This is a genomic window from Azospirillum thermophilum, from assembly GCF_003130795.1.
Taxonomy (GTDB): Bacteria; Pseudomonadota; Alphaproteobacteria; order Azospirillales; family Azospirillaceae; genus Azospirillum; species Azospirillum thermophilum.
Window position 1 is genome coordinate 1,195,652 of sequence record NZ_CP029353.1, and the last position, 19,594, is coordinate 1,215,245.

The 19,594-nt window shown below is 69.6% G+C and carries 25 protein-coding genes; 21 read left to right on the forward strand and 4 right to left on the reverse strand.

Annotated features, from left to right (window positions below; translation table 11 throughout):
* The first annotated feature begins 129 nt into the window (after positions 1-129).
* A complete protein-coding gene (locus tag DEW08_RS11800) occupies positions 130-312 on the forward strand; it encodes a hypothetical protein (protein ID WP_109327337.1) in 183 nt (60 codons plus the stop codon).
* Positions 313-318: 6 nt separating this feature from the next.
* On the forward strand, positions 319-684 hold the full coding sequence (locus tag DEW08_RS11805) for a hypothetical protein (RefSeq protein WP_109327339.1): 366 nt from the start codon (positions 319-321) through the stop codon (positions 682-684).
* 49 nt (positions 685-733) lie between these two features.
* On the opposite strand, the gene DEW08_RS11810 is transcribed toward DEW08_RS11805, so the two are convergent.
* Together DEW08_RS11810 and DEW08_RS11815 are read right to left on the reverse strand one after the other, a co-directional pair.
* Positions 734-2,365 carry a Na/Pi cotransporter family protein gene (locus DEW08_RS11810; protein WP_109327341.1) on the reverse strand — a complete coding sequence of 544 codons (1,632 nt, stop codon included), beginning with the start codon at positions 2,363-2,365 and terminating at the stop codon, positions 734-736.
* A 14-nt stretch (positions 2,366-2,379) separates the two neighbouring features.
* Positions 2,380-3,072 (reverse strand): hypothetical protein, encoded by a 693-nt coding sequence (locus DEW08_RS11815; RefSeq protein WP_109327343.1) that lies wholly within the window; start codon positions 3,070-3,072, stop codon positions 2,380-2,382.
* A gap of 181 nt (positions 3,073-3,253) precedes the next feature.
* Between DEW08_RS11815 and DEW08_RS11820 the strand changes: the two genes are divergently transcribed.
* From DEW08_RS11820 to DEW08_RS11860, 10 genes are all read left to right on the forward strand, one after another.
* On the forward strand, positions 3,254-3,556 hold the full coding sequence (locus DEW08_RS11820; RefSeq protein WP_109327345.1) for an urease subunit gamma: 303 nt from the start codon (positions 3,254-3,256) through the stop codon (positions 3,554-3,556).
* A gap of 15 nt (positions 3,557-3,571) precedes the next feature.
* Positions 3,572-3,877, forward strand: coding sequence for an urease subunit beta (locus tag DEW08_RS11825; RefSeq protein ID WP_109327347.1), 306 nt, complete (start codon positions 3,572-3,574; stop codon positions 3,875-3,877).
* 30 nt (positions 3,878-3,907) lie between these two features.
* A complete protein-coding gene (gene ureC / locus DEW08_RS11830; RefSeq protein ID WP_109327349.1) occupies positions 3,908-5,617 on the forward strand; it encodes an urease subunit alpha in 1,710 nt (569 codons plus the stop codon).
* A 270-nt stretch (positions 5,618-5,887) separates the two neighbouring features.
* Positions 5,888-6,412, forward strand: a complete 525-nt coding sequence (locus DEW08_RS32280) for a glutamate racemase (protein WP_245986596.1) — start codon at positions 5,888-5,890, stop codon at positions 6,410-6,412.
* Positions 6,391-6,576: an aspartate/glutamate racemase family protein gene (locus DEW08_RS32285; protein ID WP_245986597.1), complete on the forward strand. Its 186-nt coding sequence runs from the start codon at positions 6,391-6,393 to the stop codon at positions 6,574-6,576. The genes DEW08_RS32280 and DEW08_RS32285 overlap by 22 nt, the downstream gene beginning before the upstream one ends.
* The gene (gene ureE, locus DEW08_RS11840) at positions 6,573-7,136 is read left to right on the forward strand and encodes an urease accessory protein UreE (RefSeq protein WP_109327351.1); all 564 of its coding nucleotides are present in this window, start codon (positions 6,573-6,575) and stop codon (positions 7,134-7,136) included. Before DEW08_RS32285 ends, ureE begins: the two co-directional genes overlap by 4 nt.
* Entirely contained in the window at positions 7,120-7,902 is a 783-nt protein-coding gene (locus tag DEW08_RS11845) for an urease accessory protein UreF (RefSeq protein ID WP_109329776.1), read from the forward strand. Before ureE ends, DEW08_RS11845 begins: the two co-directional genes overlap by 17 nt.
* Positions 7,899-8,552, forward strand: coding sequence for an urease accessory protein UreG (gene ureG, locus DEW08_RS11850; protein ID WP_109327354.1), 654 nt, complete (start codon positions 7,899-7,901; stop codon positions 8,550-8,552). The genes DEW08_RS11845 and ureG overlap by 4 nt, the downstream gene beginning before the upstream one ends.
* A 27-nt stretch (positions 8,553-8,579) precedes the next feature.
* On the forward strand, positions 8,580-9,494 hold the full coding sequence (locus DEW08_RS11855) for a PRC-barrel domain-containing protein (protein ID WP_245986628.1): 915 nt from the start codon (positions 8,580-8,582) through the stop codon (positions 9,492-9,494).
* A gap of 35 nt (positions 9,495-9,529) precedes the next feature.
* Positions 9,530-9,919: a YgaP family membrane protein gene (locus DEW08_RS11860; protein WP_109327356.1), complete on the forward strand. Its 390-nt coding sequence runs from the start codon at positions 9,530-9,532 to the stop codon at positions 9,917-9,919.
* Between the two features lie 219 nt (positions 9,920-10,138).
* On the opposite strand, the gene DEW08_RS31170 is transcribed toward DEW08_RS11860, so the two are convergent.
* Entirely contained in the window at positions 10,139-10,285 is a 147-nt protein-coding gene (locus tag DEW08_RS31170; protein WP_168220348.1) for a hypothetical protein, read from the reverse strand.
* Between the two features lie 47 nt (positions 10,286-10,332).
* On the opposite strand from DEW08_RS31170, the gene fabI reads away from it, so the two are divergent.
* Positions 10,333-11,118 carry an enoyl-ACP reductase FabI gene (gene fabI / locus DEW08_RS11865; protein ID WP_109327358.1) on the forward strand — a complete coding sequence of 262 codons (786 nt, stop codon included), beginning with the start codon at positions 10,333-10,335 and terminating at the stop codon, positions 11,116-11,118.
* A 197-nt stretch (positions 11,119-11,315) separates the two neighbouring features.
* Positions 11,316-11,726 (forward strand): bacteriohemerythrin, encoded by a 411-nt coding sequence (locus tag DEW08_RS11870; protein WP_109327360.1) that lies wholly within the window; start codon positions 11,316-11,318, stop codon positions 11,724-11,726.
* A gap of 19 nt (positions 11,727-11,745) precedes the next feature.
* On the opposite strand, the gene serB is transcribed toward DEW08_RS11870, so the two are convergent.
* The gene (serB, locus tag DEW08_RS11875; RefSeq protein ID WP_109327362.1) at positions 11,746-12,654 is read right to left on the reverse strand and encodes a phosphoserine phosphatase SerB; all 909 of its coding nucleotides are present in this window, start codon (positions 12,652-12,654) and stop codon (positions 11,746-11,748) included.
* A gap of 159 nt (positions 12,655-12,813) precedes the next feature.
* Between serB and miaA the strand changes: the two genes are divergently transcribed.
* The 7 genes from miaA to ilvC all read left to right on the forward strand — a co-directional run bounded on the left by miaA (position 12,814) and on the right by ilvC (position 19,571).
* Positions 12,814-13,842 (forward strand): tRNA (adenosine(37)-N6)-dimethylallyltransferase MiaA, encoded by a 1,029-nt coding sequence (gene miaA, locus DEW08_RS11880; protein WP_109327364.1) that lies wholly within the window; start codon positions 12,814-12,816, stop codon positions 13,840-13,842.
* Between the two features lie 65 nt (positions 13,843-13,907).
* Positions 13,908-15,071 carry an aminotransferase-like domain-containing protein gene (locus tag DEW08_RS11885; protein ID WP_168220349.1) on the forward strand — a complete coding sequence of 388 codons (1,164 nt, stop codon included), beginning with the start codon at positions 13,908-13,910 and terminating at the stop codon, positions 15,069-15,071.
* A gap of 312 nt (positions 15,072-15,383) precedes the next feature.
* A complete protein-coding gene (locus tag DEW08_RS11890; protein ID WP_109327366.1) occupies positions 15,384-17,147 on the forward strand; it encodes an acetolactate synthase 3 large subunit in 1,764 nt (587 codons plus the stop codon).
* A 37-nt stretch (positions 17,148-17,184) separates the two neighbouring features.
* Entirely contained in the window at positions 17,185-17,691 is a 507-nt protein-coding gene (ilvN, locus tag DEW08_RS11895) for an acetolactate synthase small subunit (RefSeq protein WP_109329782.1), read from the forward strand.
* Between the two features lie 96 nt (positions 17,692-17,787).
* A complete protein-coding gene (locus tag DEW08_RS11900; protein WP_109327368.1) occupies positions 17,788-18,048 on the forward strand; it encodes a type II toxin-antitoxin system Phd/YefM family antitoxin in 261 nt (86 codons plus the stop codon).
* Positions 18,045-18,497: a PIN domain-containing protein gene (locus DEW08_RS11905; RefSeq protein WP_109327370.1), complete on the forward strand. Its 453-nt coding sequence runs from the start codon at positions 18,045-18,047 to the stop codon at positions 18,495-18,497. The genes DEW08_RS11900 and DEW08_RS11905 overlap by 4 nt, the downstream gene beginning before the upstream one ends.
* A 54-nt stretch (positions 18,498-18,551) precedes the next feature.
* Positions 18,552-19,571 carry a ketol-acid reductoisomerase gene (ilvC, locus tag DEW08_RS11910; protein WP_109327372.1) on the forward strand — a complete coding sequence of 340 codons (1,020 nt, stop codon included), beginning with the start codon at positions 18,552-18,554 and terminating at the stop codon, positions 19,569-19,571.
* The last annotated feature ends 23 nt before the right edge of the window (positions 19,572-19,594 follow it).

The window sequence follows — 19,594 nt, forward strand, 5'->3', positions numbered from 1 at the left end:
TGGAGTTCGTAGCGCGAGCAATACCGGTGACGGTCCGTATATGCGGCAATGTGCGTTGACATGCGCAGGAGCGCTGCGCTTATCCTATCTATCGGGTAAGCCGCAAACCACCCAGCAGGATGCAACCACATGAAGCCCACCAGAAGCCCGATGCCCATCAGCATGAAGAGCGGTCGCGGCGAACGGACCGAGCGGGTTGTTCCGGCCAGGAAGGCCAGTGCCGATCAGCAGCGGGCCGCCAAGCAGCTGTTCCAGCAGTTGAGCAGCAATGTCAGCCTCAGCGGATGGAAGCCGTACGTCAAGGCGTCATAATCGCCGATGCATTACCTGAACATACCCATACCGGGTATCTCGCGGCCTCCGGCATGCGATAAGGAAGCGACGCAGGATTTCATCGACAAACGTGCGCAGCTGACGCCGGAGCAGGTCGCGGCCGTGGAGCGCGTGGTCGAGTCATTCAACACGAGACCCAGCACGACCGGCGACATCGAGCTTCCGGGGACGGTCATCGGCACAGCCCACGCCCGTATAAGAAATGGCGTCTACGTGCTGTATCAGCAGTTCTCGCAGCACGGACAAACCAAACTTCTGATCAAGCTCTGGTACTGCGGCACCTATGACGGGCAGCCGGGGTCCGGGCGTTTCGACTTCCAGACTGAAATGGACGAGGCGGCCGGCGAATAGGCAGCAGCCACGTGGCCGAGCGGTGCCCGGGTCCGTCGTCAGCGGCGCCTCAGTCCGCCGCCAACGCCATCCCGTCCGCATCCTCCGGGGCTTCGCGCAGCAGCAGGGCCAGGCGGCGGATCAGCCAGACGATGCGCTCGAACAGGGTCGTCTGGTTGAACAGCGCCTGCTGCACCGGATAGGGCGGCGGGTCGTCGGCGCGCAGCAGGGAGCGGCGGATGCGCTCCATCAGCTCGCCGCGGTCGGCGGTCAGGTCCTGCAGCAGGGCGATGGCCTCGCCGTCCGGCGCGTCGGCCGTCTCCACCGCCGTCACCAGCAGGGCATGCAGGCTCTCCACCAGATGGCCGGTCAGCGGATGGGCGCGGGTGCCCTCGGGCGCCGCCTCGATCTGGCGGACGAAGTCGGCGAGGCTGTCGTTGAGGGTGATCAGCACCTCCAGCCGGTTCTGCAGCGCGATGGCCCGCTCCAGCGTCTCGCGCGGCAGGCCGCCGTCCAGCAGTTCCGTCTGGAAGGACTCCGCGGCGCGGGCGACCATGCCCAGCCCCTCCTGCAGCGTGGCGGGCGGCAGCGGTTCGGGCTGTTCCGGCTCCGCCCGGACGCATTCCAGATAATCCGGCATGTGGCTCAGCAGGCGGAGCTGTTCCTTCTCCGCCAGGGCGAGCGCGCTCTCCGGGTCGAGCAGCGCCTCGTCCGACAGGTAGCGCGGGCGCGACAGCTCCTCCGTCTCGGTCGGCGGCGAGAGGCGGGCGAGCAGCCGCTCCATGGCGCCGTAGAAGGGCAGCATCGCCAGCGCCGGCACCACCTGGCAGGCGACGAAGACCCAGGCGATCCGCTCCGGCAGGGTGCCGGCCGCCTGGTCGATCAGGTGGCGCAGCAGCGGCAGCCCGCTCGCCTCCTCCAGCAGCAGGAGCGGCAGCAGGATGGCGACGCCCAGCGCCTTGAACAGCGCCTGGAAGATGGCGAGCTGGCCGGCGCGGCCGTCGAGGTTGCCGCCCATCAGCAGCGTGGTCAGGCCGGAGCCGAGGCTGGAGCCCAGCACCAGCAGGATCGTCTCGCGCTCGCCGAACAGCCCGGCGGCGGCCATGGTCACGGCCAGCACCGCCACGGTGGCGGAGCTCTGCGCGATCATCGTGACCGCGGTGCCGATCAGCAGCAGCAGGAAGTCCGACGAGGCGGCGAAGTGCAGCGCCGCCTTCATCGCCGCCACCTCGCGCAGCGGGCCGGAACCCGTCTTCATGAGCTGCAGCCCGAGGAACAGCGTCCCCACCCCCAGCAGCGCCCCCACCAGATGCCGGTAGCGGGTCGAGCGGTCGAGGTCGAAATAGAAGCAGATCCCGGTGATGCCCAGCACGTAGAGCACGGCGATCCGCAGGTCGATCACCGTCAGCACGACCAGGACGGCGGTGCCCAGGTTGGCCCAGGCGACCAGCGGCATGGCGCGGGTCAGCGTCGTCGCGCCGGCGGTGATCAGGTTGATGACGATGAAGGTCGTGGCGTTGGTGCTCTGGGTCAGCACGCCCAGCAGCGTGCCGAAGGCCGCGGCGGCGGCCTGGTTGGCGGTCGCCTTCGCCAGCACCAGCCGGAAGCGGCGGCCGGCCATGTGCTGCAGGTTCCGCCCGATCAGCTTCACCCCGGTGAAGAACAGGCCGAGCCCGCCGAACAGCGTCGCGAGGATGTCCACCGCCGCCGCTCCGCTCAGCCGCGCTTGCCCGCCGCCCGGGCAATCGCCATGGCGACCAGGGCGAGGCCCAGCACCATGCTGGCGATGGCGACGGTGCGGGTGCCGAGATAGCGCTCGTCCGCCGCGGCGCCCAGCTCGTCCTGCAGGGCGCGGGCGCGGTCGTGCGCCGAATCGGCCAGCGCGTCGATGGCGTCGTCCAGCGGCCGGTCGATTCCCCGAACCGCGCGGTCCACCGTGGCGACGCTGGCCGGGAGAGCGGGGTCGAAGGCGCCCAGCGCCTCGCGGTAGCGGCGGCCGAGCAGGGCATGGTCGCGGATCGCCGAGTCGATGGCGCCGCCGTCGATCCCCAGCCCCGGAGCCCGCGCCCGCAGGCTGGCCAGCGCCGCCGCCACCCGGGCCTCCTGCTCGGCGAAGCGGGCCATGTAGCGCTCGTAATCGGCGGGATCCAGGCCGCGCAGCAGCAGGTTCTTCCACTCCTGCACCTGGATCTTGAAGGCGACCTGCGCCTCGCGCGCGGCGTCCAGCGCGGCGATCAGCTGCGTCTCGGTGGCGCGCTGCGCCTCCTCCGCCTTGCGGGCGTAGTCGATGGCGAACAGCCCGACCAGGCTGTTGACGATGAACACCGCGACCAGCGCGCCAGCCAGCGCCACGATCGACCGCCGACCGCCACCCGCCCGATAGGCCGGCCGCGGCACCCCTTGCGCCATCCCAGATCCCCGAAATTTCCTGTCCGAACCACGGTGCTGTAGCGCGGCAATCGCGTCGGCGGCAAGTTACGGTCGCGTTACAGCCTTCCGGCCGCGGCGTCATTACGTCATACGACGCACTTGGCCCCGGTCCCGGCCGTGGCATAATCCCCGATCGAACGGGCAAGGAAAGCGACGGGGCATGAACCTGACACCGCGCGAGAAGGACAAGCTGCTGGTCGCCATGGCGGCGATGGTGGCGCGCCGCAGGCTGGAGCGGGGGGTGAAGCTGAACCATCCGGAGGCGGTGGCCCTCATCACCGACTTCGTGGTCGAAGGCGCGCGCGACGGCCGCAGCGTGGCGGAGCTGATGCGCGACGGCGCCACCGTGCTGACCCGCGCGCAGGTGATGGACGGGGTGGCCGAGATGATCCACGAGATCCAGGTGGAGGCGACCTTCCCCGACGGCACCAAGCTCGTCACCGTCCACCAGCCGATCCGCTAAGGGGGCCGCCACGCCATGAAACCCGGTGAAATCCTGCCCGAGCCCGGCGAGATCGAGCTGAACGCCGGCCGCCCGACCGTCGAAATCGACGTCGCCAATGCCGGCGACCGGCCGATCCAGGTCGGCTCCCACTATCATTTCTTCGAGACCAACGACGCCCTGCGGTTCGACCGCGACAAGGCGCGCGGCTTCCGCCTGGACATCCCCGCCGGCACGGCGGTGCGGTTCGAGCCGGGGCAGACGCGCACCGTGCGGCTGGTCGCCTATGACGGCGCCCGCACGGTCGTCGGCTTCCAGGGAAAGATCAACGGCGCCCTGTGACGGGCCTCTTGGGGAAGGGCTGACCAAATCATGGCGCATCGCATCGACCGGTCCGAATACGCGGCCCTCTACGGCCCGACCGTCGGCGACCGGGTCCGTCTGGCCGACACCGACCTGATCGTGGAGGTCGAGAAGGACCACACCATCTACGGCGAGGAGGTGAAGTTCGGCGGCGGCAAGGTGATCCGCGACGGCATGGGCCAGTCGCAGCGCCCGCGCGCCGAAGGGGCGGTCGACACCGTCATCACCAACGCCCTGATCATCGACCATTGGGGCATCGTCAAGGCCGACATCGGCATCACCGGCGGCCGCATCGCCGCCATCGGCAAGGCCGGCAACCCCGACGTCCAGCCGGGCGTGACCATCGTCGTCGGGCCGGGCACCGAGGTGATCGCGGGCGAGGGCAAGATCGTCACCGCCGGCGGCATCGACAGCCACATCCACTTCATCTGTCCGCAGCAGGTGGACGAGGCGCTCTATTCCGGCGTCACCACCATGCTCGGCGGCGGCACCGGCCCGGCGGCCGGCACCTCGGCCACCACCTGCACTCCCGGCCCCTGGCACATCGCCCGCATGATGCAGGCGGCGGAGGGGCTGCCGATCAACCTGGGATTCTTCGGCAAGGGCAACGCCAGCCGGCCCGACGCGCTGATCGAGCAGGTCGCCGCCGGCGTCTGCGGCCTGAAGCTGCACGAGGACTGGGGCACCACGCCGGAGGCGATCGACACCTGCCTGACGGTGGCCGAGCAGCTCGACATCCAGGTGGCGATCCACACCGATACGCTGAACGAGTCGGGCTTCGTCGAGAATACCGTCGCCGCCTTCAAGGGCCGCACCATCCACGCCTTCCACACGGAAGGGGCGGGCGGCGGCCACGCGCCGGACATCATCAAGGTGGCCGGCCTGCCCAACGTGCTGCCCAGCTCGACCAACCCGACGCGGCCCTTCACCGTCAACACGGTGGACGAGCATCTCGACATGCTGATGGTGTGCCACCACCTCAGCCCGCGCATCCCGGAGGACGTCGCCTTCGCGGAGAGCCGCATCCGCCGCGAGACCATCGCCGCGGAGGACATCCTGCACGACATGGGCGTCTTCTCGATGATCAGCTCCGACAGCCAGGCCATGGGCCGGGTGGGCGAGGTGGTCATCCGCACCTGGCAGACCGCGCACAAGATGAAGGTCCAGCGCGGCGCGCTGCCCGAGGATTCGGCGCGCAACGACAATTTCCGCGTCCGGCGCTACATCGCCAAATACACCATCAACCCGGCGCTGGCGCATGGCATCGCCCATGTCGTCGGCTCGGTCGAGGTGGGCAAGCTGGCCGATCTGGTCGTCTGGTCGCCGGCCTTCTTCGGGGTGAAGCCGGACATGGTGCTGAAGGGCGGCACCATCGCCGCGGCGATGATGGGCGACCCCAACGCCTCGATCCCGACGCCGCAGCCCGTGCATTACCGCCCGATGTTCGGCGCCTTCGGCCGCTCGCTGCAGGCGGGCAGCCTGACCTTCGTCAGCCGGAAGGCGCTGGAGCTCGGCAGCCTTTCCGGCCTCGGCCTGCAGCGGGAGCTGGTGGCGGTGACCGGCGTGCGCGCGGTCGGCAAGAAGCAGATGATCCACAACGACGCCACCCCGGTGATCGAGGTCGATCCGGAGACCTACGAGGTGCGCGCCGACGGGCAGCTCCTGACCTGCGAGCCCGCCGAGGTCCTGCCGATGGCGCAACGCTACTTCCTGTTCTGATTTTTCTCCCCCTCTCCCCACCGGAGAGAGGGTAAGGGTGAGGGGGGCGCCGTCCTGCGGGCCGGCGGCCTTCCCCCTCATCGCAGCCTTCTCCCCTGGAGGTTCCAGTTCCTTGATCGGCGTGTTCGATTCCGGCCATGGCGGCCTGACGGTTCTGCGGGCGTTGGTGGAGGCGGCTCCGGAACGGCCCTTCGTCTATCTCGGCGACCATGCGGCGGCGCCCTACGGGCCGCGCAGCGACGAGGACATCTACCGGCTGACCGTCCGCGGGTGGAGCGGCTGTTCGGCCAGGGCTGCCGGCTGGTCATCCTTGCCTGCAACACGGCGGCGGCGGTGGCCCTGCGGCGGCTGCAGCAGACCTGGCTGCACGACGCCTGGCCCGGGCGCAACGTGCTGGGCGTGCTGGTGCCGATGGTGGAGGCGATCACCCGCGTGCCCTGGATGATGGACATGCCGCCGGTCGACCACATGACGCACGAGCCGCGCACGGTCGGCGTCTTCGCCACCGCCGCCACGGTGCGCTCCGGCTCCTTCCCGCGGGAGATCGGCAAGCGCGCCCCGCTGGTGCGGGTGGTGCAGCAGGCCTGCCCGGACCTCGTGCCGCTGATCGAGCGCGGCGCCCCGGAGGACGAGACGGCGCCCGCCGTCCGCCGCTATGCCGCCGGGCTGCTGGAGCAGTTGGACGGCCAGCCGCCGGACGCCGTCGTCCTCGGCTGCACCCATTATCCGCTGGTCGCCCCCTCTTCGCCGCGGCGTTGCCGCCGGGGGTGGAGGTGCTGTGCCAGCCGACCCTGACCGCCCGCTCGCTGGAGAACTACCTGCAGCGCCATCCCGAATATGCGCCGCCGCCCGGTCCCGGCGGGGTGCGCTTCTTCACCACCGGCGATCCGCGGGCGGTCAGCGCGCTGGCCGGACGCTTCTTCGGACGTCCAACCCCCTTCGAACGGCTCGATCCATGACCCAAGCCCCCCGCCGCGCCATCAAGGTCCTCAACCGCGGTCACTGGCCGCAGGAGCGCGCCGCCGGCACCGTCACGCTCGCCTTCGACGACCGGCACCGGCGGCGCATGATGATGACCGACGACGCCGGGGCCGCCTTCCTGCTCGACCTGCCGCGGGCGGTGGCGCTCGACGATGGCGACGGGCTGGAGCTGGAGGACGGCGCCGTCCTCCGCGTGGTCGCCGCGCCCGAGGAGCTGATGGAGGTCGGCGTGCCGGAGGGCGGGGAGCGGTTCGCCCGCATCGCCTGGCATCTCGGCAACCGCCATCTGCCGGTGCAGATCGCCGGCTCCACCATCCGGCTGCGCCGCGACCACGTCATCGCCGACATGCTGCGCGGGCTGGGGGCGGAGGTGCGCGAGGTGGTGGCGCCCTTCATGCCGGAAGGCGGCGCCTATGCCGGGCAGGGCGGCGGGCATGGCCACTCGCATGGTCAAGCACACGGGCACGACCATTCCCACGGTCACCACGGCCACTCCCACGGGCATGACCATGGGCACGCGCATGACCATCACCACTGAGCCCGCCCCGTCTCATCGGGATTCCGCCGCCGGCTCCCCTGCGCCTCTCCCCGGCGACGGGCGGGAGCACGGCACCGTCTCGGCGCAGGCCCTCACCAAGCTGCTCGCCTGGCTGTCGCCCAGCTTCCCGGTCGGGGGCTTCACCTACAGCCATGGGATCGAGGCGGCGGTGGAGCAGGGGCTGGCGACCGACCGCGCCTCGCTGATCCGCTGGCTCGACGGCATCCTGCGCCACGGCGCCGGGCGCACCGACGGCATGCTGTTCGCCGCCGCCCACCGCGCGGTGCTGGCCGGCGACGAGGCCGCCTTCGCCTGGGCGGTGGAGCGGGCCGACGTGCTGCGCGCCACGGCGGAGACGGCGCTGGAGAGCCGCGCCCAGGGGCAGGCCTTCCTCACCGCCGTCCGGGCCGCCTGGCCGCTCGCCGGGCTGGAGCGCTGGGACGCCGTGCTCGCCGCCACCGGCCGTCCGCCCGCCTATGCCGTCGCCGTGGCGCTGGCCGCCGCCCTGCTGGGGGTGGCTGAGGGGCCGGCGTTGGCCGCCTATCTGCATGCCTTCGCCGCCAACCTCGTCTCGGCCGGGGTGCGGCTGGTGCCGCTCGGCCAGACCGACGGGCAGCGGGCGCTGGCCGCCCTCGACCCCGTCGTCCACCGGGCGGCCCGGGCGGCGCTGGCCGCTCCGCCCGACGATCTCGGCGGCCGGGCGATGGCCGTCGACTGGACCTCCATGATCCACGAAACCCAATATACGAGGCTGTTCCGCTCATGACCGCAGTTCCCACCGCGAACGCCATCGAGAAGAGCCACACGGGTCCCCTGCGCGTCGGCATCGGCGGGCCGGTCGGGTCCGGCAAGACCGCCCTGACCGACGCGCTGTGCAAGCGCATGCGCGAGGACTGGGAGGTCGCGGCGATCACCAACGACATCTACACCAAGGAGGATGCCGAGTTCCTCACCCGCTCGGGCGCCCTGAAGCCGGAGCGGATCATGGGGGTGGAGACCGGCGGCTGTCCGCACACGGCGATCCGCGAGGATGCCTCGATCAACCTCGCCGCGGTGGACGAGATGACCCGCCGCTTCCCCGACCTCGACCTGATCTTCATCGAGTCCGGCGGCGACAACCTCGCGGCGACCTTCTCGCCGGAGCTGGCGGACATCACGATCTACGTCATCGACGTGTCGGCCGGCGACAAGATCCCGCGCAAGGGCGGGCCGGGCATCACCCGGTCGGACCTGCTGGTGATCAACAAGACCGACCTCGCTCCGCTGGTCGGCGCCAGCCTGGAGGTGATGGACCGCGACGCCCGCAAGATGCGCGGCGACCGCCCCTTCGTCTTCACCAACATCAAGGCGGGGCAGGGGCTCGACGCCATCCAGTCCTTCATCGTCCAGCGCGGCGGGCTGCCGCTGCCGGGGTAAGGGACCCGCGGAACCTCCGGCTTGACCGTGCTGTTCTTGCAGCACGCGAGGTTTCAAGCCGGAGGAGTTCTCGATGACACGCCTGCTGCTCGGCGCCACCCTGGCGGGGCGCTGGTCCTGTGGCCCGCCCTGACGCCGGCGCTGGCCGCCGATCCCTGTGCCGAGGGGCTCGACCGGCTGGGCCAGCGCATCGCCGCCCTGGAGGCCGCCGGCCCGCAGATCCCGGCGGCGGTGACGCCGCAGGAGACGGCCCAGCTCCGCGCCCTGCAGCAGGTTGCCCAGCGCACCGCCCAGGCGGGCAACGCGCAGGGCTGCGCCGTGATCCTCGCCCAGGCCGAGGCGCTTCAGCGCGCCATCGGGAAGCCGCGCGTCGTCGCGGCGGAGGACCTGCAGCGCGCCACGCTGCGCGGTTCCGACGGCGAGCAGGTGGGCAAGGTGTCCGAACTGGTCGTCGATCCGACGACCGGCCGCGTCGCCTATGCGGTGGTGGAGCTGAGCGGCTTCCTCGGCCTCAGCGAGCGGCACTTCCCGGTTCCCTGGGCCCTGTTCCAGCCGTCCGGCGACGGGTACGTGCTGAACGTCCCGAAGGACCGCCTGACGGGAGCGCCGCAGTTCACCAGCTCCAACCGGCCGGACATGAGCGACCGCCAGTGGGCGATGGCGCTCCACACCTATTACGGCGTCCCGCCCTACTGGGTGCAGGACGGCGCCGCGCTGGCCGCCGCCGGCGCGATGCCGGGCGGGAACGGTGCCGCCCCTGCGGCGTTGCAACAGGAGGTCCAGCGACTGTCGCAGGAGGTGGACCGGCTGAACGGCGAACTGGCGCAGGCCCACGGCGGCCCGGGCCCGGCGGATGGCCCGGCTGCCGGATCGAGCGGCGGCGAGGCGCCGCCCTCCGGTGCGGCGGGCAATGCGCCGTCCCCGCCCGCCGCCAACCAATAGAGCCGGACCCCTCGCTCCGGACATGGAGGAACAGCATGGCACTTTCTCATCTTCCCGACCTGCACGACCGCATGATCAACGTCGGCCATACCGAGCGGCTGGTGTCGCTGGTCGGCGGCGGCCTGCTCGCCGTGCTCGGCATGCGGCGCCCGACCGCCTCCGGCGCGATGCTGGCGCTGGCCGGCGGCGCGCTGGTGGCGCGCGGGCTGACCGGCTATTGTCCGGTCAAGGAAATGCTCGGCGGGCACGCCCACGACCGCCGGGCCATACCGTCCCAGGACGTCGAGGAGGGGCGCGACCAGTTCTCGCGCCATCCCGGCGACATCTACGGCGAGTGCGACGACCGCGAGCGGGTCGACGAGGCGTCCGAGGAGTCCTTCCCGGCCAGCGATCCCCCCTCCTTCACGCCGGGCGTGGCGCGCTGAGCGGCGGCGACCGGGCCGGGAGGGCCGGGCCGGGAGCGATGCGGCCGGGAGCGATGCGGCCGGGACAGGGCTCCCGGCCGGCCCCCGCCGCAGCCACGGGAAAGATACCGGATCGGTCGCGAGGCCAACAGTGGAGGTGACGCCGGGTCGCTCCAGTCCAGGTCAGCGGACGACGTACACATATCATCGACTTCTGTTGTACATTGCTCTATGTCAATTTCATTTCAATATTAATGGGTTGATCGAGATCTGCGGCTGGTTTAGTGTGCACTGCACAAAGGATGGCGCGGGATGGTCCGGCGACAGGCCGTTTTCCTGAATGGTCTTGCCGAACCGCCGGCCCGCGATGAGCGACGCCTGTCTCATCTCAGGCCATCCCATACCAGGCCACCCAAACCTCAGGATTGCCCGTCATGACCACGATCATTCCCGCCGCCGCGACGCTGGAAGGCAAGAAGGGGCTCGTCCTCGGCATCGCCAACGACCAGTCGATCGCCTGGGGCTGCGCCCGCGCCTTCCGCGCGCTGGGTGCCGAGCTTGCGGTCAGCTACCTGAACGAAAAGGCCAAGCCGCACGTCGAGCCGCTGGCCCTGCAGCTCGAGGCGCCGATCTTCGAGCCGGTGGACGTCACCGCCGAAGGCCAGCTCAAGGCGATGTTCGACCGGATCGAAAAGGAGTGGGGCAAGCTGGACTTCGCCCTGCACTCCATCGCCTTCGCGCCGAAGGAGGATCTGCACGGCCGCGTCGTCGACTGCTCGCGCGAAGGGTTCCAGAAGGCGATGGACGTCTCCTGCCACTCCTTCATCCGCATGGCCCGCTATGCCGAGCCGCTGATGAAGGACGGCGGCACGCTGTTCACCATGTCCTACTTCGGCGCCAACCGCGTGGTCGACAATTACGGCGTCATGGGGCCGGTCAAGGCTGCGCTGGAGGCCTGCGTGCGCTATCTGGCGGCGGAGCTGGGCCCCAAGCGCATCCGCGTCCACGCCATCTCCCCCGGTCCGATCAAGACCCGCGCGGCCTCCGGCATCGCCCATTTCGACGAGCTGCTGAACAAGGCGACGGAGCGGGCGCCGGAAGGGCGCCTCGTCACCATCGAGGAGGTCGGCTACACCACCGCCTTCCTCGCCACCGACGGGGCCAAGGGCATCACCGGCGACACCACCTACGTCGACTGCGGCTACTCCATCATCGGTTGATCGGCCGGTCCGGCGGGCACGGGGCGGGGGCGGCGGCGCCTCCGCCCCGTCCGTCCGCGATGCGCCGGCCCTGCCGGCCCCGCCGGACGGGTGCGTCAAATTGACGTGTGACGCCGCAAGCTGTTCAGACTCCCTGGTATGACCACCATAATGGCGCAAACGCCCTCTCATGGGGCACTGGGGAGGCCGGGTGGGGCATGGGTGCCATCCATTGGCGGCGGCAGCTTAGCGTCGGCCAGCCGTCCATCGACGAAGACCACAAGCATCTGATCGGCTATCTGAACGAGCTGGACGCCGCTCTCGCCAGTGCGAAGTTCCAGCCCGTGCGCGTCGCCAAGATCCTGATGAAGCTCCTGGAATACACCAAGGAGCATTTCGCGCGCGAGGAACGGATCATGCAGATGGTCCATTACCCGCGCTATGAGGACCATGTCCGGCAGCATCACGAGGCGGTGAAGGCGATCAACGACCTGTCGCTGCAGTTCTCCAGCGACCCGACGCACCACAACGCCGAGCGGCTCTACAAGTTCACCGCCGACTGGCTGGTCCACCACATCATCATGCAGGACACCCAGCTCACCCCCTATGTGCGCGGGGTGTGGGCGTAGCGGCGCAGGCGGCCGGCCCTCAGGCCGCGGCGGCGCCCGCGACGATCTCGCCCGCCCGGTAGCCCTGGGCGAACAGCAGGGCGGTCAGGTCGCCGTGGTCGACCCGGGCGCGCGCCTCCGCCGCGACGGCCGGCTTGGCATGGAAGGCGACGCCGAGGCCGGCGGCCAGCAGCATCGGCAGGTCGTTGGCGCCGTCGCCGACCGCCATGGTCTCCGCCATCGGGACGCGGTGGTCGCCGGCGTAGCTCAGCAGGGACTGCAGCTTGCTGTCCTTGTCCAGGATCGGCTCCACCACCCGGCCGGTCAGCAGGCCGTCCGCCACCTCAAGCATGTTGCCGCGGTCGTCGTCGAAGCCGATCCAGCTCCGCACCCGGCTGGTGAAGCAGCGGAAGCCGCCGGACACCAGGACGCAGACGGCGCCGTTGGCCCGCATCGTCGCCACCAGCTCGGCCGCTCCCGGCATCAGGGTGGCGCGCTGCCACACCTCGTCCAGCACCTGCTCCTTCAGCCCCTTCAGCAGGGCGACCCGCTCGCGCACCGCCGCCTTGAAGTCGATCTCGCCGTTCATCGCGCGGGCGGTGATGGCGGCGATGTGCTCCTTCAGCCCGACATAGTCGCCCAGCTCGTCCAGCAGCTCCTGCCGGATGATGGTCGATTCCATGTCGGCGACCAGCAGACGCTTGCGCCGGGTGGCGGCGGGCTGGGCGATCACGTCCACCGGGGTGTCCCCCAGCGCGTGGCGCACCGCCGCCTCCGCCTGCTCCGGCGCCAGATTGCCGAAGGGCAGGTCGCAGGCCGTGCCGGGGGCCAGCCAGTCGGGGGCCACGGTGTCCGCGCCCAGCGACTGCAGCGCGGCGCGGGCCGCGGCGACCGCATCCTCCTCGAGCGTGACGGTCCGGGGAGCGATCAGCGTGGCGACGGCGTTCATGGCGGGCGTGTCCTGCGGCGGGAGGATGCTGCGCCGCTCCCTAGCACAGCGGCGGGGTCCGGTCCAATGAAGTGTCGTCGCAAGCGCCGGTGCGAGATTCCGCTTGGTCCGGCCGCCGGTTGATGGTGACTCTCGCCGCAGTTCCAGGGGGCCGGATTCATGAGCGAACAGACCGAGCACGGGCAGGGCGGGTACGAACGGACGGACGTGGTCGTCATCGGCGGGCCGACCGCCTCGGGCAAATCCGGCATGGCGCTGGACATCGCCGAGGCGTTCGGCGGCACCGTCGTCAATGCCGACAGCATGCAGCTCTACGCCGACCTGTCGGTGCTGACCGCCCGGCCGGGGCCGGAGGATCTGGCGCGCGTGCCGCACCGGCTCTATGGCGTGCTGCCGGCGGCGGAGCGAGGGTCGGCCGCGCGCTGGCGCGACATGGCGCTGGCGGAGATCGCGGCGGCGCGGGCGGCTGGTCGGTTGCCGGTGGTGGTCGGCGGCACCGGCCTCTATCTGCGCGCCCTGATGCAGGGGTTGAGCGCGGTTCCCGCCATCCCGGAGGAGGTCCGGCGGGCCGCCCATGCCCGCCTCGCCGAGCTGGGCGGCGAGGCCTTCCGGGCGGAGCTGGTCGCCCGCGATCCCGACAGTGCGCGGCTGCATGCCGGGGACACCACCCGCCTGACCCGCGCCTGGGAGGTGCTGGAGGCGACCGGCCGGCCGCTGTCGCACTGGCAGGCGGCGACCGCCCAGGGGGCGCCGGAGGGGCTGCGCTTCCACGTCGTCGTCATCGACCCGCCGCGGGACGCGCTCTACGCCAACTGCGACCGCCGCTTCGACCTGATGATCGGGCAGGGTGCGCTGGAGGAGGTCCGCCACCTCGACGCCCTGCAGCGGGAGCAGCGGCTCGCCCCCGACCTGCCGGTGCTGAAGGCGCTCGGCGTGCCGGAACTGCGCCGCCACCTGCACGGCGAGCTGCCGCTGGAGGCGGCGGTGGAGCTCGCGAAACAGTCGACGCGACGCTACGCCAAGCGGCAGGTCACCTGGTTCCGCCACCAGCTTTCGAATAGTTCGCCTGTTCCGCAATCGCATGGCAGCCATACGGTGCCGCATGTGCACCGCAGCACGGGATTGTACTTTTCTTCCGCCGGCCGCAATGCAATTCTCGCCCACCTAAATACGGCTTTGCGCCGCTGAATGCGTTGGAGGACCCGAGCGTGACGGTTGATTGGGCACATGTGTTCGCTGGCCGCGTCGGCGGCATGACGGCTTCGGAAATTCGCGAACTGCTGAAGCTGATCGACCGGCCCGAAATCATCTCCTTCGCCGGCGGCATTCCCGATCCCGACTTCTTCCCCACCGCCGCCATCGCGCGGGCCTACGAGAAGATCTTCCAGTCCAACACCGGGGCCGGCGGTGCGCTGCAGTATTCGATCAGCGAGGGCTTCACCCCGCTGCGCGAGTGGATCTGCGCCTATATGGGCCGGCTGGGCGTCGAGGTCGGGCTGGACGGCGTGCTGGTGACCAGCGGGTCGCAGCAGGCGCTGGAGTTCGTCGGCAAGCTGCTGATCGGCCCGGGCGACAAGGTGGTGGTGACGCGGCCGACCTATCTCGGCGCGCTGCAGGCCTTCTCGCCCTACGAGCCGACCTACGTCTCCGTCCCGATGGACGAGGAGGGGCCGGAACTGGCGGCGCTGGAGGCGGCGCTGGCCGAGAAGCCGAAGTTCTTCTATCTCGTCCCCGACTTCCAGAACCCGAACGGCACCACCGTCTCGCTGGCGCGGCGCGAGGCCATCCTCGACCTGTGCGTCAAGGCCGGCGTGCCGATCGTCGAGGACACCGCCTATTCGGAGCTGCGCTACGAGGGCGAGACGATCCCCTGCATCGCGGCGCTCGACGCGGCGCGCAACGGCGGCCATCTCAGCCACGTCATCTATTGCGGCACCTTCTCCAAGACCATGGTGCCGGCCTTCCGCATCGGCTGGGTCAATGCCGCGCCGGAGGTCATCAACCGGCTGGTGCTGATGAAGCAGGCCGGCGACCTGCATTGCAGCACCATCAACCAGATCGTGCTGCACGACATCGTCTCCTCGATCTTCGAGACGCACGTGAAGCACCTGCGCGCCCAGTACAAGGAGCGGCGCGACGCCATGCTGGCCGCGCTGGCGGAGTTCGCCCCGCCGGGCGTCACCTGGACCAAGCCGGAAGGCGGCATGTTCGTCTGGCTGGAACTGCCGGAGGGCGTCAACGGCACGGCGCTGCTGGAGCGGGCGATCAAGGAGGCCAACGTCGCCTTCGTCCCCGGCTCGGCCTTCCATGCCGACCGCTCGGGGCAGAACACGCTGCGCCTCAGCTTCTCCGTCACCAAGCCGGAGCGCATCCGCGAAGGCGTGCGCCGCCTGTGCAACCTGCTGAAGACCGGCTGATCCCGGACGGGAGCCGGCCGTCCGGGCAACCGGACGTCTTCGAGGGCGACCGGCTGCGGCCGGCCGCCCTTTTCGTTTGTGCGCATCGTGCGTGTGATGATCCAGGACGCGCAACATTCGGAAAAACTGCGGCAAAAAAGCTTTTCGAACATTCGCGAAATGGGTTGACCACCACCACGGATTTTGACTAGGGTGCCCGTCCCGGTTCCGGTCGTGCGGGCTTAAGCCCTTGTTTTTGCCGGCCGGAATGGTGAACGCGATGAACCGGGCTCCCTTGGGAGAGGGGGCCCATCCCGAAGAAGGTCGTGAGCTATGCCCGAACAGAAGCTGACCGGTGCCCAGATCGTCATCAAGGCCCTGAAGGACCAGGGCGTTGACATCATCTTCGGCTATCCCGGCGGCGCCGTACTTCCCATCTACGATGCCCTGTTCCAGCAGAACGACCTCAAGCACATCCTCGTACGGCACGAACAGGCCGCGGTCCACGCGGCGGAGGGCTATGCGCGCTCGACCGGCAAGGTCGGCTGCGTGCTGGTGACCTCCGGCCCCGGCGCCACCAACGCGGTGACCGGCCTGCTGGACGCGCTGTGCGACAGCATCCCGATCGTCTGCCTGTCGGGCCAGGTGCCGACCCACCTGATCGGCAACGACGCCTTCCAGGAGGCCGACACCACCGGCATCACCCGGCCCTGCACCAAGCACAATTACCTGGTGAAGGACGTCGACCAGCTCGCCCGCACCCTGCACGAGGCCTTCTACGTCGCGCGCACCGGCCGTCCCGGCCCGGTGGTGGTCGACCTGCCGAAGGACGTGCAGTTCGCCGAGGGCGTCTATGTCCCGCCGGCCGAGGTCAAGCACAAGACCTACCGCCCGCAGGTCAAGCCGGAGATCGCCCGCGTCGAGGAAGCGGTGGAGCTGATCGCCAACGCCAAGCGGCCGATCTTCTACACCGGCGGCGGCGTCATCAACGCCGGCCCCTTCGCGGCCAAGCTGCTGACCCAGTTCGTCAAGACCACCGGCTATCCGATCACCTCGACCCTGATGGGGCTGGGCGCCTTCCCGGCGTCCGACCAGCAGTGGCTGGGCATGCTGGGCATGCACGGCACCTACGAGGCCAACCTCGCCATGTACAACTGCGACGTCATGGTGAACATCGGCGCCCGCTTCGACGACCGCGTGACCGGCAAGCTGTCGGAGTTCTCGCCGGGCTCGAAGAAGATCCACATCGACATCGACCCCAGCTCGATCAACAAGAACGTCGCGGTGGACGTGGCGATCGTCGGCGACGCCGGCGCGGTGCTGGAGGACATGATCCGCATCTGGAAGGCGCGCCAGAAGCGCCCGGACCAGGCGGCGCTGAAGGAGTGGTGGGCGCAGATCGAGCTGTGGCGCGGCCGCCACTGCCTGAACTACCACCGCAGCGAATCGGTCATCAAGCCGCAGTACGCGCTGGAGCGGCTGCGCGAGGCGCTGAAGGGCAGGGACCACTACATCACGACGGAGGTCGGCCAGCACCAGATGTGGGCCGCCCAGTTCCTGCCCTTCGACCAGCCCAACCGCTGGCTGACCTCGGGCGGCCTCGGCACCATGGGCTACGGCCTGCCGGCGGCCATCGGCGCCCAGCTCGCCCATCCCGACAGCGTCGTGGTGGACGTGTCGGGCGAGGCCTCCTTCCTGATGAACATGCAGGAGATCGGCACCGCCGTTCAGTACCGCGCCCCGGTCAAGGTGTTCATCCTGAACAACCAGTACATGGGCATGGTGCGCCAGTGGCAGGAGCTGCTGCACGGTTCCCGCTATTCCCAGTCCTACTCCGAGGCGCTGCCCGATTTCGTGAAGCTGGCGGAGGCCTGGGGCTGCGTCGGCCTGCGCGCCACCACGGTGGCCGAGGTGGACGAGGTCATCAGGAAGATGCTGGAGGTCACCGACCGCCCGGTGATCGTCGACATCGCCGTCGACCCCAAGGAGAACTGCTTCCCCATGATCCCCGGCGGCAAGGCCCACAACGAAATCCTGCTGGGGCCGGACGACAGCCCGTCCGACGCCACGCCGGAAGACGGCATGGTTCTGGTCTGATCGGTTGCCGGCGACGACTCCAGGGGAAATGGGAATCATGGAAGAGAAGATCGAGAAGCACACCATCGCCGTGCTGGTGGACAACGAGCCCGGCGTGCTGGCCCGCGTGATCGGCCTGTTCTCCGGCCGCGGCTACAACATCGAAAGCCTGACGGTGGCGGAGGTGAACAACGCCGACCACCTGTCGCGCATCACGCTGGTGACCTCGGGCACCCGCATGATCATCGAGCAGATCAAGGCGCAGCTCAGCCGGCTGGTGCCGGTCCACCGCGTTCTCGACCTGACCGACGAGGGCCCGTCGGTGGAGCGCGAGCTCGCCCTGCTGAAGGTCGCCGGCACCGGCGAGAAGCGCATCGAGGCGCTGCGGCTGGCCGACATCTTCAAGGCGAAGGTCGTCGACGCCACCCTGACCTCCTTCGTGTTCGAGCTGACCGGCACGACGGCCGAGGTCGACGACTTCGTCGGGCTGATGTCGCAGCTCGGCCTCGTCGAGGCCAGCCGCACCGGCGTCGTCGCCATGTCCAAGGGAGCGGCGGGCCTCTGAGCCCGGCCGGTCATCGGCCCATGTCGCGAATCCGCCCGGCCTCGTCTAGGATGACGGGGCCGGGATGACGGGCAGGCGCGCGCAGGGGAGGCGGTCATGAAGATGTTGTCGATCGAAGAGGCCCAGGGCCAGCTCGCCAAGCTCGCCGAGGAGGCGCAGCGGGGCGAGGAGATCGTGCTCACCAGCCAGGGTACTCCGGTGCTGCGGCTCGTTCCCGAGTCCGGTCCGGCCAGGGACCGCAAGGATCCGCAGGCCGTGCGCGCTTTTCTGGACGACCTTGAGGAAGGCATGAGCATCGGCGAACGGAACTGGACGCGCGATGATATCTATGAGGAGCGTCTGAAGAGATTCCGATGAAGGTCATGTTCGACAGCAACATCCTCCTCTACGCTTATGACCACAGCGGGGAATTCCATCGGACCGCCTCGCGGGATCTCCTGAAGCGGGCCTTGAGTCGCGACAGCGTGCTGACCCTGCAAAGCCTGGGTGAATTCTACTGGGTCGCCAAGCGCAAGCAGCGCGCGACGGAAGACCGGATCGCGCGCGCCTTGGCCAACCTGCGCCGCATGTTTCCCGTTGTCGCGGCGGATGAGGAGTGTTTCGACGCCGCCGTTTCCGTCGCACGCGACCACGGCATCCCGTTCTGGGACGCGCTGCTTTGGGCCACTGCCCAGAAGGCCGGATGCGACGTCCTGTTTTCCGAGGACTATCAGGATGGCCGCAAGCTCGGGCGCGTGACCATCGTCGATCCATTTAAGATCGAGAACCGCGATTTCCTTGACGTAGCCCTGCCGCCGGTGGAGTAATTCCGCTGCGCAAATCCCGCAACACCAGACCGAAAAATCCAAGGAAGCACTACCATGCGCGTCTATTATGATCGTGATGCCGACGTGAACCTCATCAAGGGGAAGAAGGTCGTCATCGTCGGCTACGGCAGCCAGGGCCACGCCCACGCCCACAACCTGCGGGACAGCGGCGTGAAGGACGTGCGGATCGCGCTCCGCCCCGGCTCGGCGACCATCAAGAAGGCCGAGGCTGCCGGCTTCACGGTCATGACCCCGGCCGAGGCCGCCGCCTGGGCGGACGTCGTCATGGTGCTGACCCCTGACGAACTGCAGGCCGACCTGTACCGCGAGGATCTGGCCCCGAACATGAAGCAGGGCGCCGCCCTGGCCTTCGCGCACGGCCTGAACGTGCACTTCAACCTGATCGAGCCGCGCGCCGACCTCGACGTGTTCATGATCGCGCCGAAGGGCCCCGGCCACACGGTGCGCAGCGAGTACCAGCGGGGCGGCGGCGTGCCGTCGCTGGTCGCCGTGCACCAGAACGCCTCGGGCAACGCGCTGGACATCGCCCTGTCCTACGCCTCGGCCAACGGCGGCGGCCGCGCCGGCATCATCGAGACCACCTTCAAGGAAGAGTGCGAGACCGACCTGTTCGGTGAGCAGGCCGTGCTGTGCGGCGGCCTGACCGAACTGATCCGCGCCGGCTACGAGACGCTGGTCGAGGCCGGCTATGCCCCGGAGATGGCCTATTTCGAGTGCCTGCACGAGGTGAAGCTGATCGTCGACCTGATGTACGAGGGCGGCATGGCCAACATGCGCTACTCGATCTCCAACACGGCCGAGTACGGCGACTACCGCACCGGCCCGCGCATCATCACCGAAGAGACCAAGAAGGAGATGAAGCGCGTGCTGGAGGACATCCAGACCGGCCGCTTCGTCCGCGACTGGATGCTGGAGTGCAAGGCCGGCCAGCCCTCCTTCAAGGCCATCCGCCGCCGCAACGCCGAGCATGAGATCGAGAAGGTCGGCGAGAAGCTGCGCGCCATGATGCCGTGGATCGCCGAGCGCCGCCTGGTCGACAAGTCCAAGAACTGACCGCCTCTCCGGGCGGTCGGCAA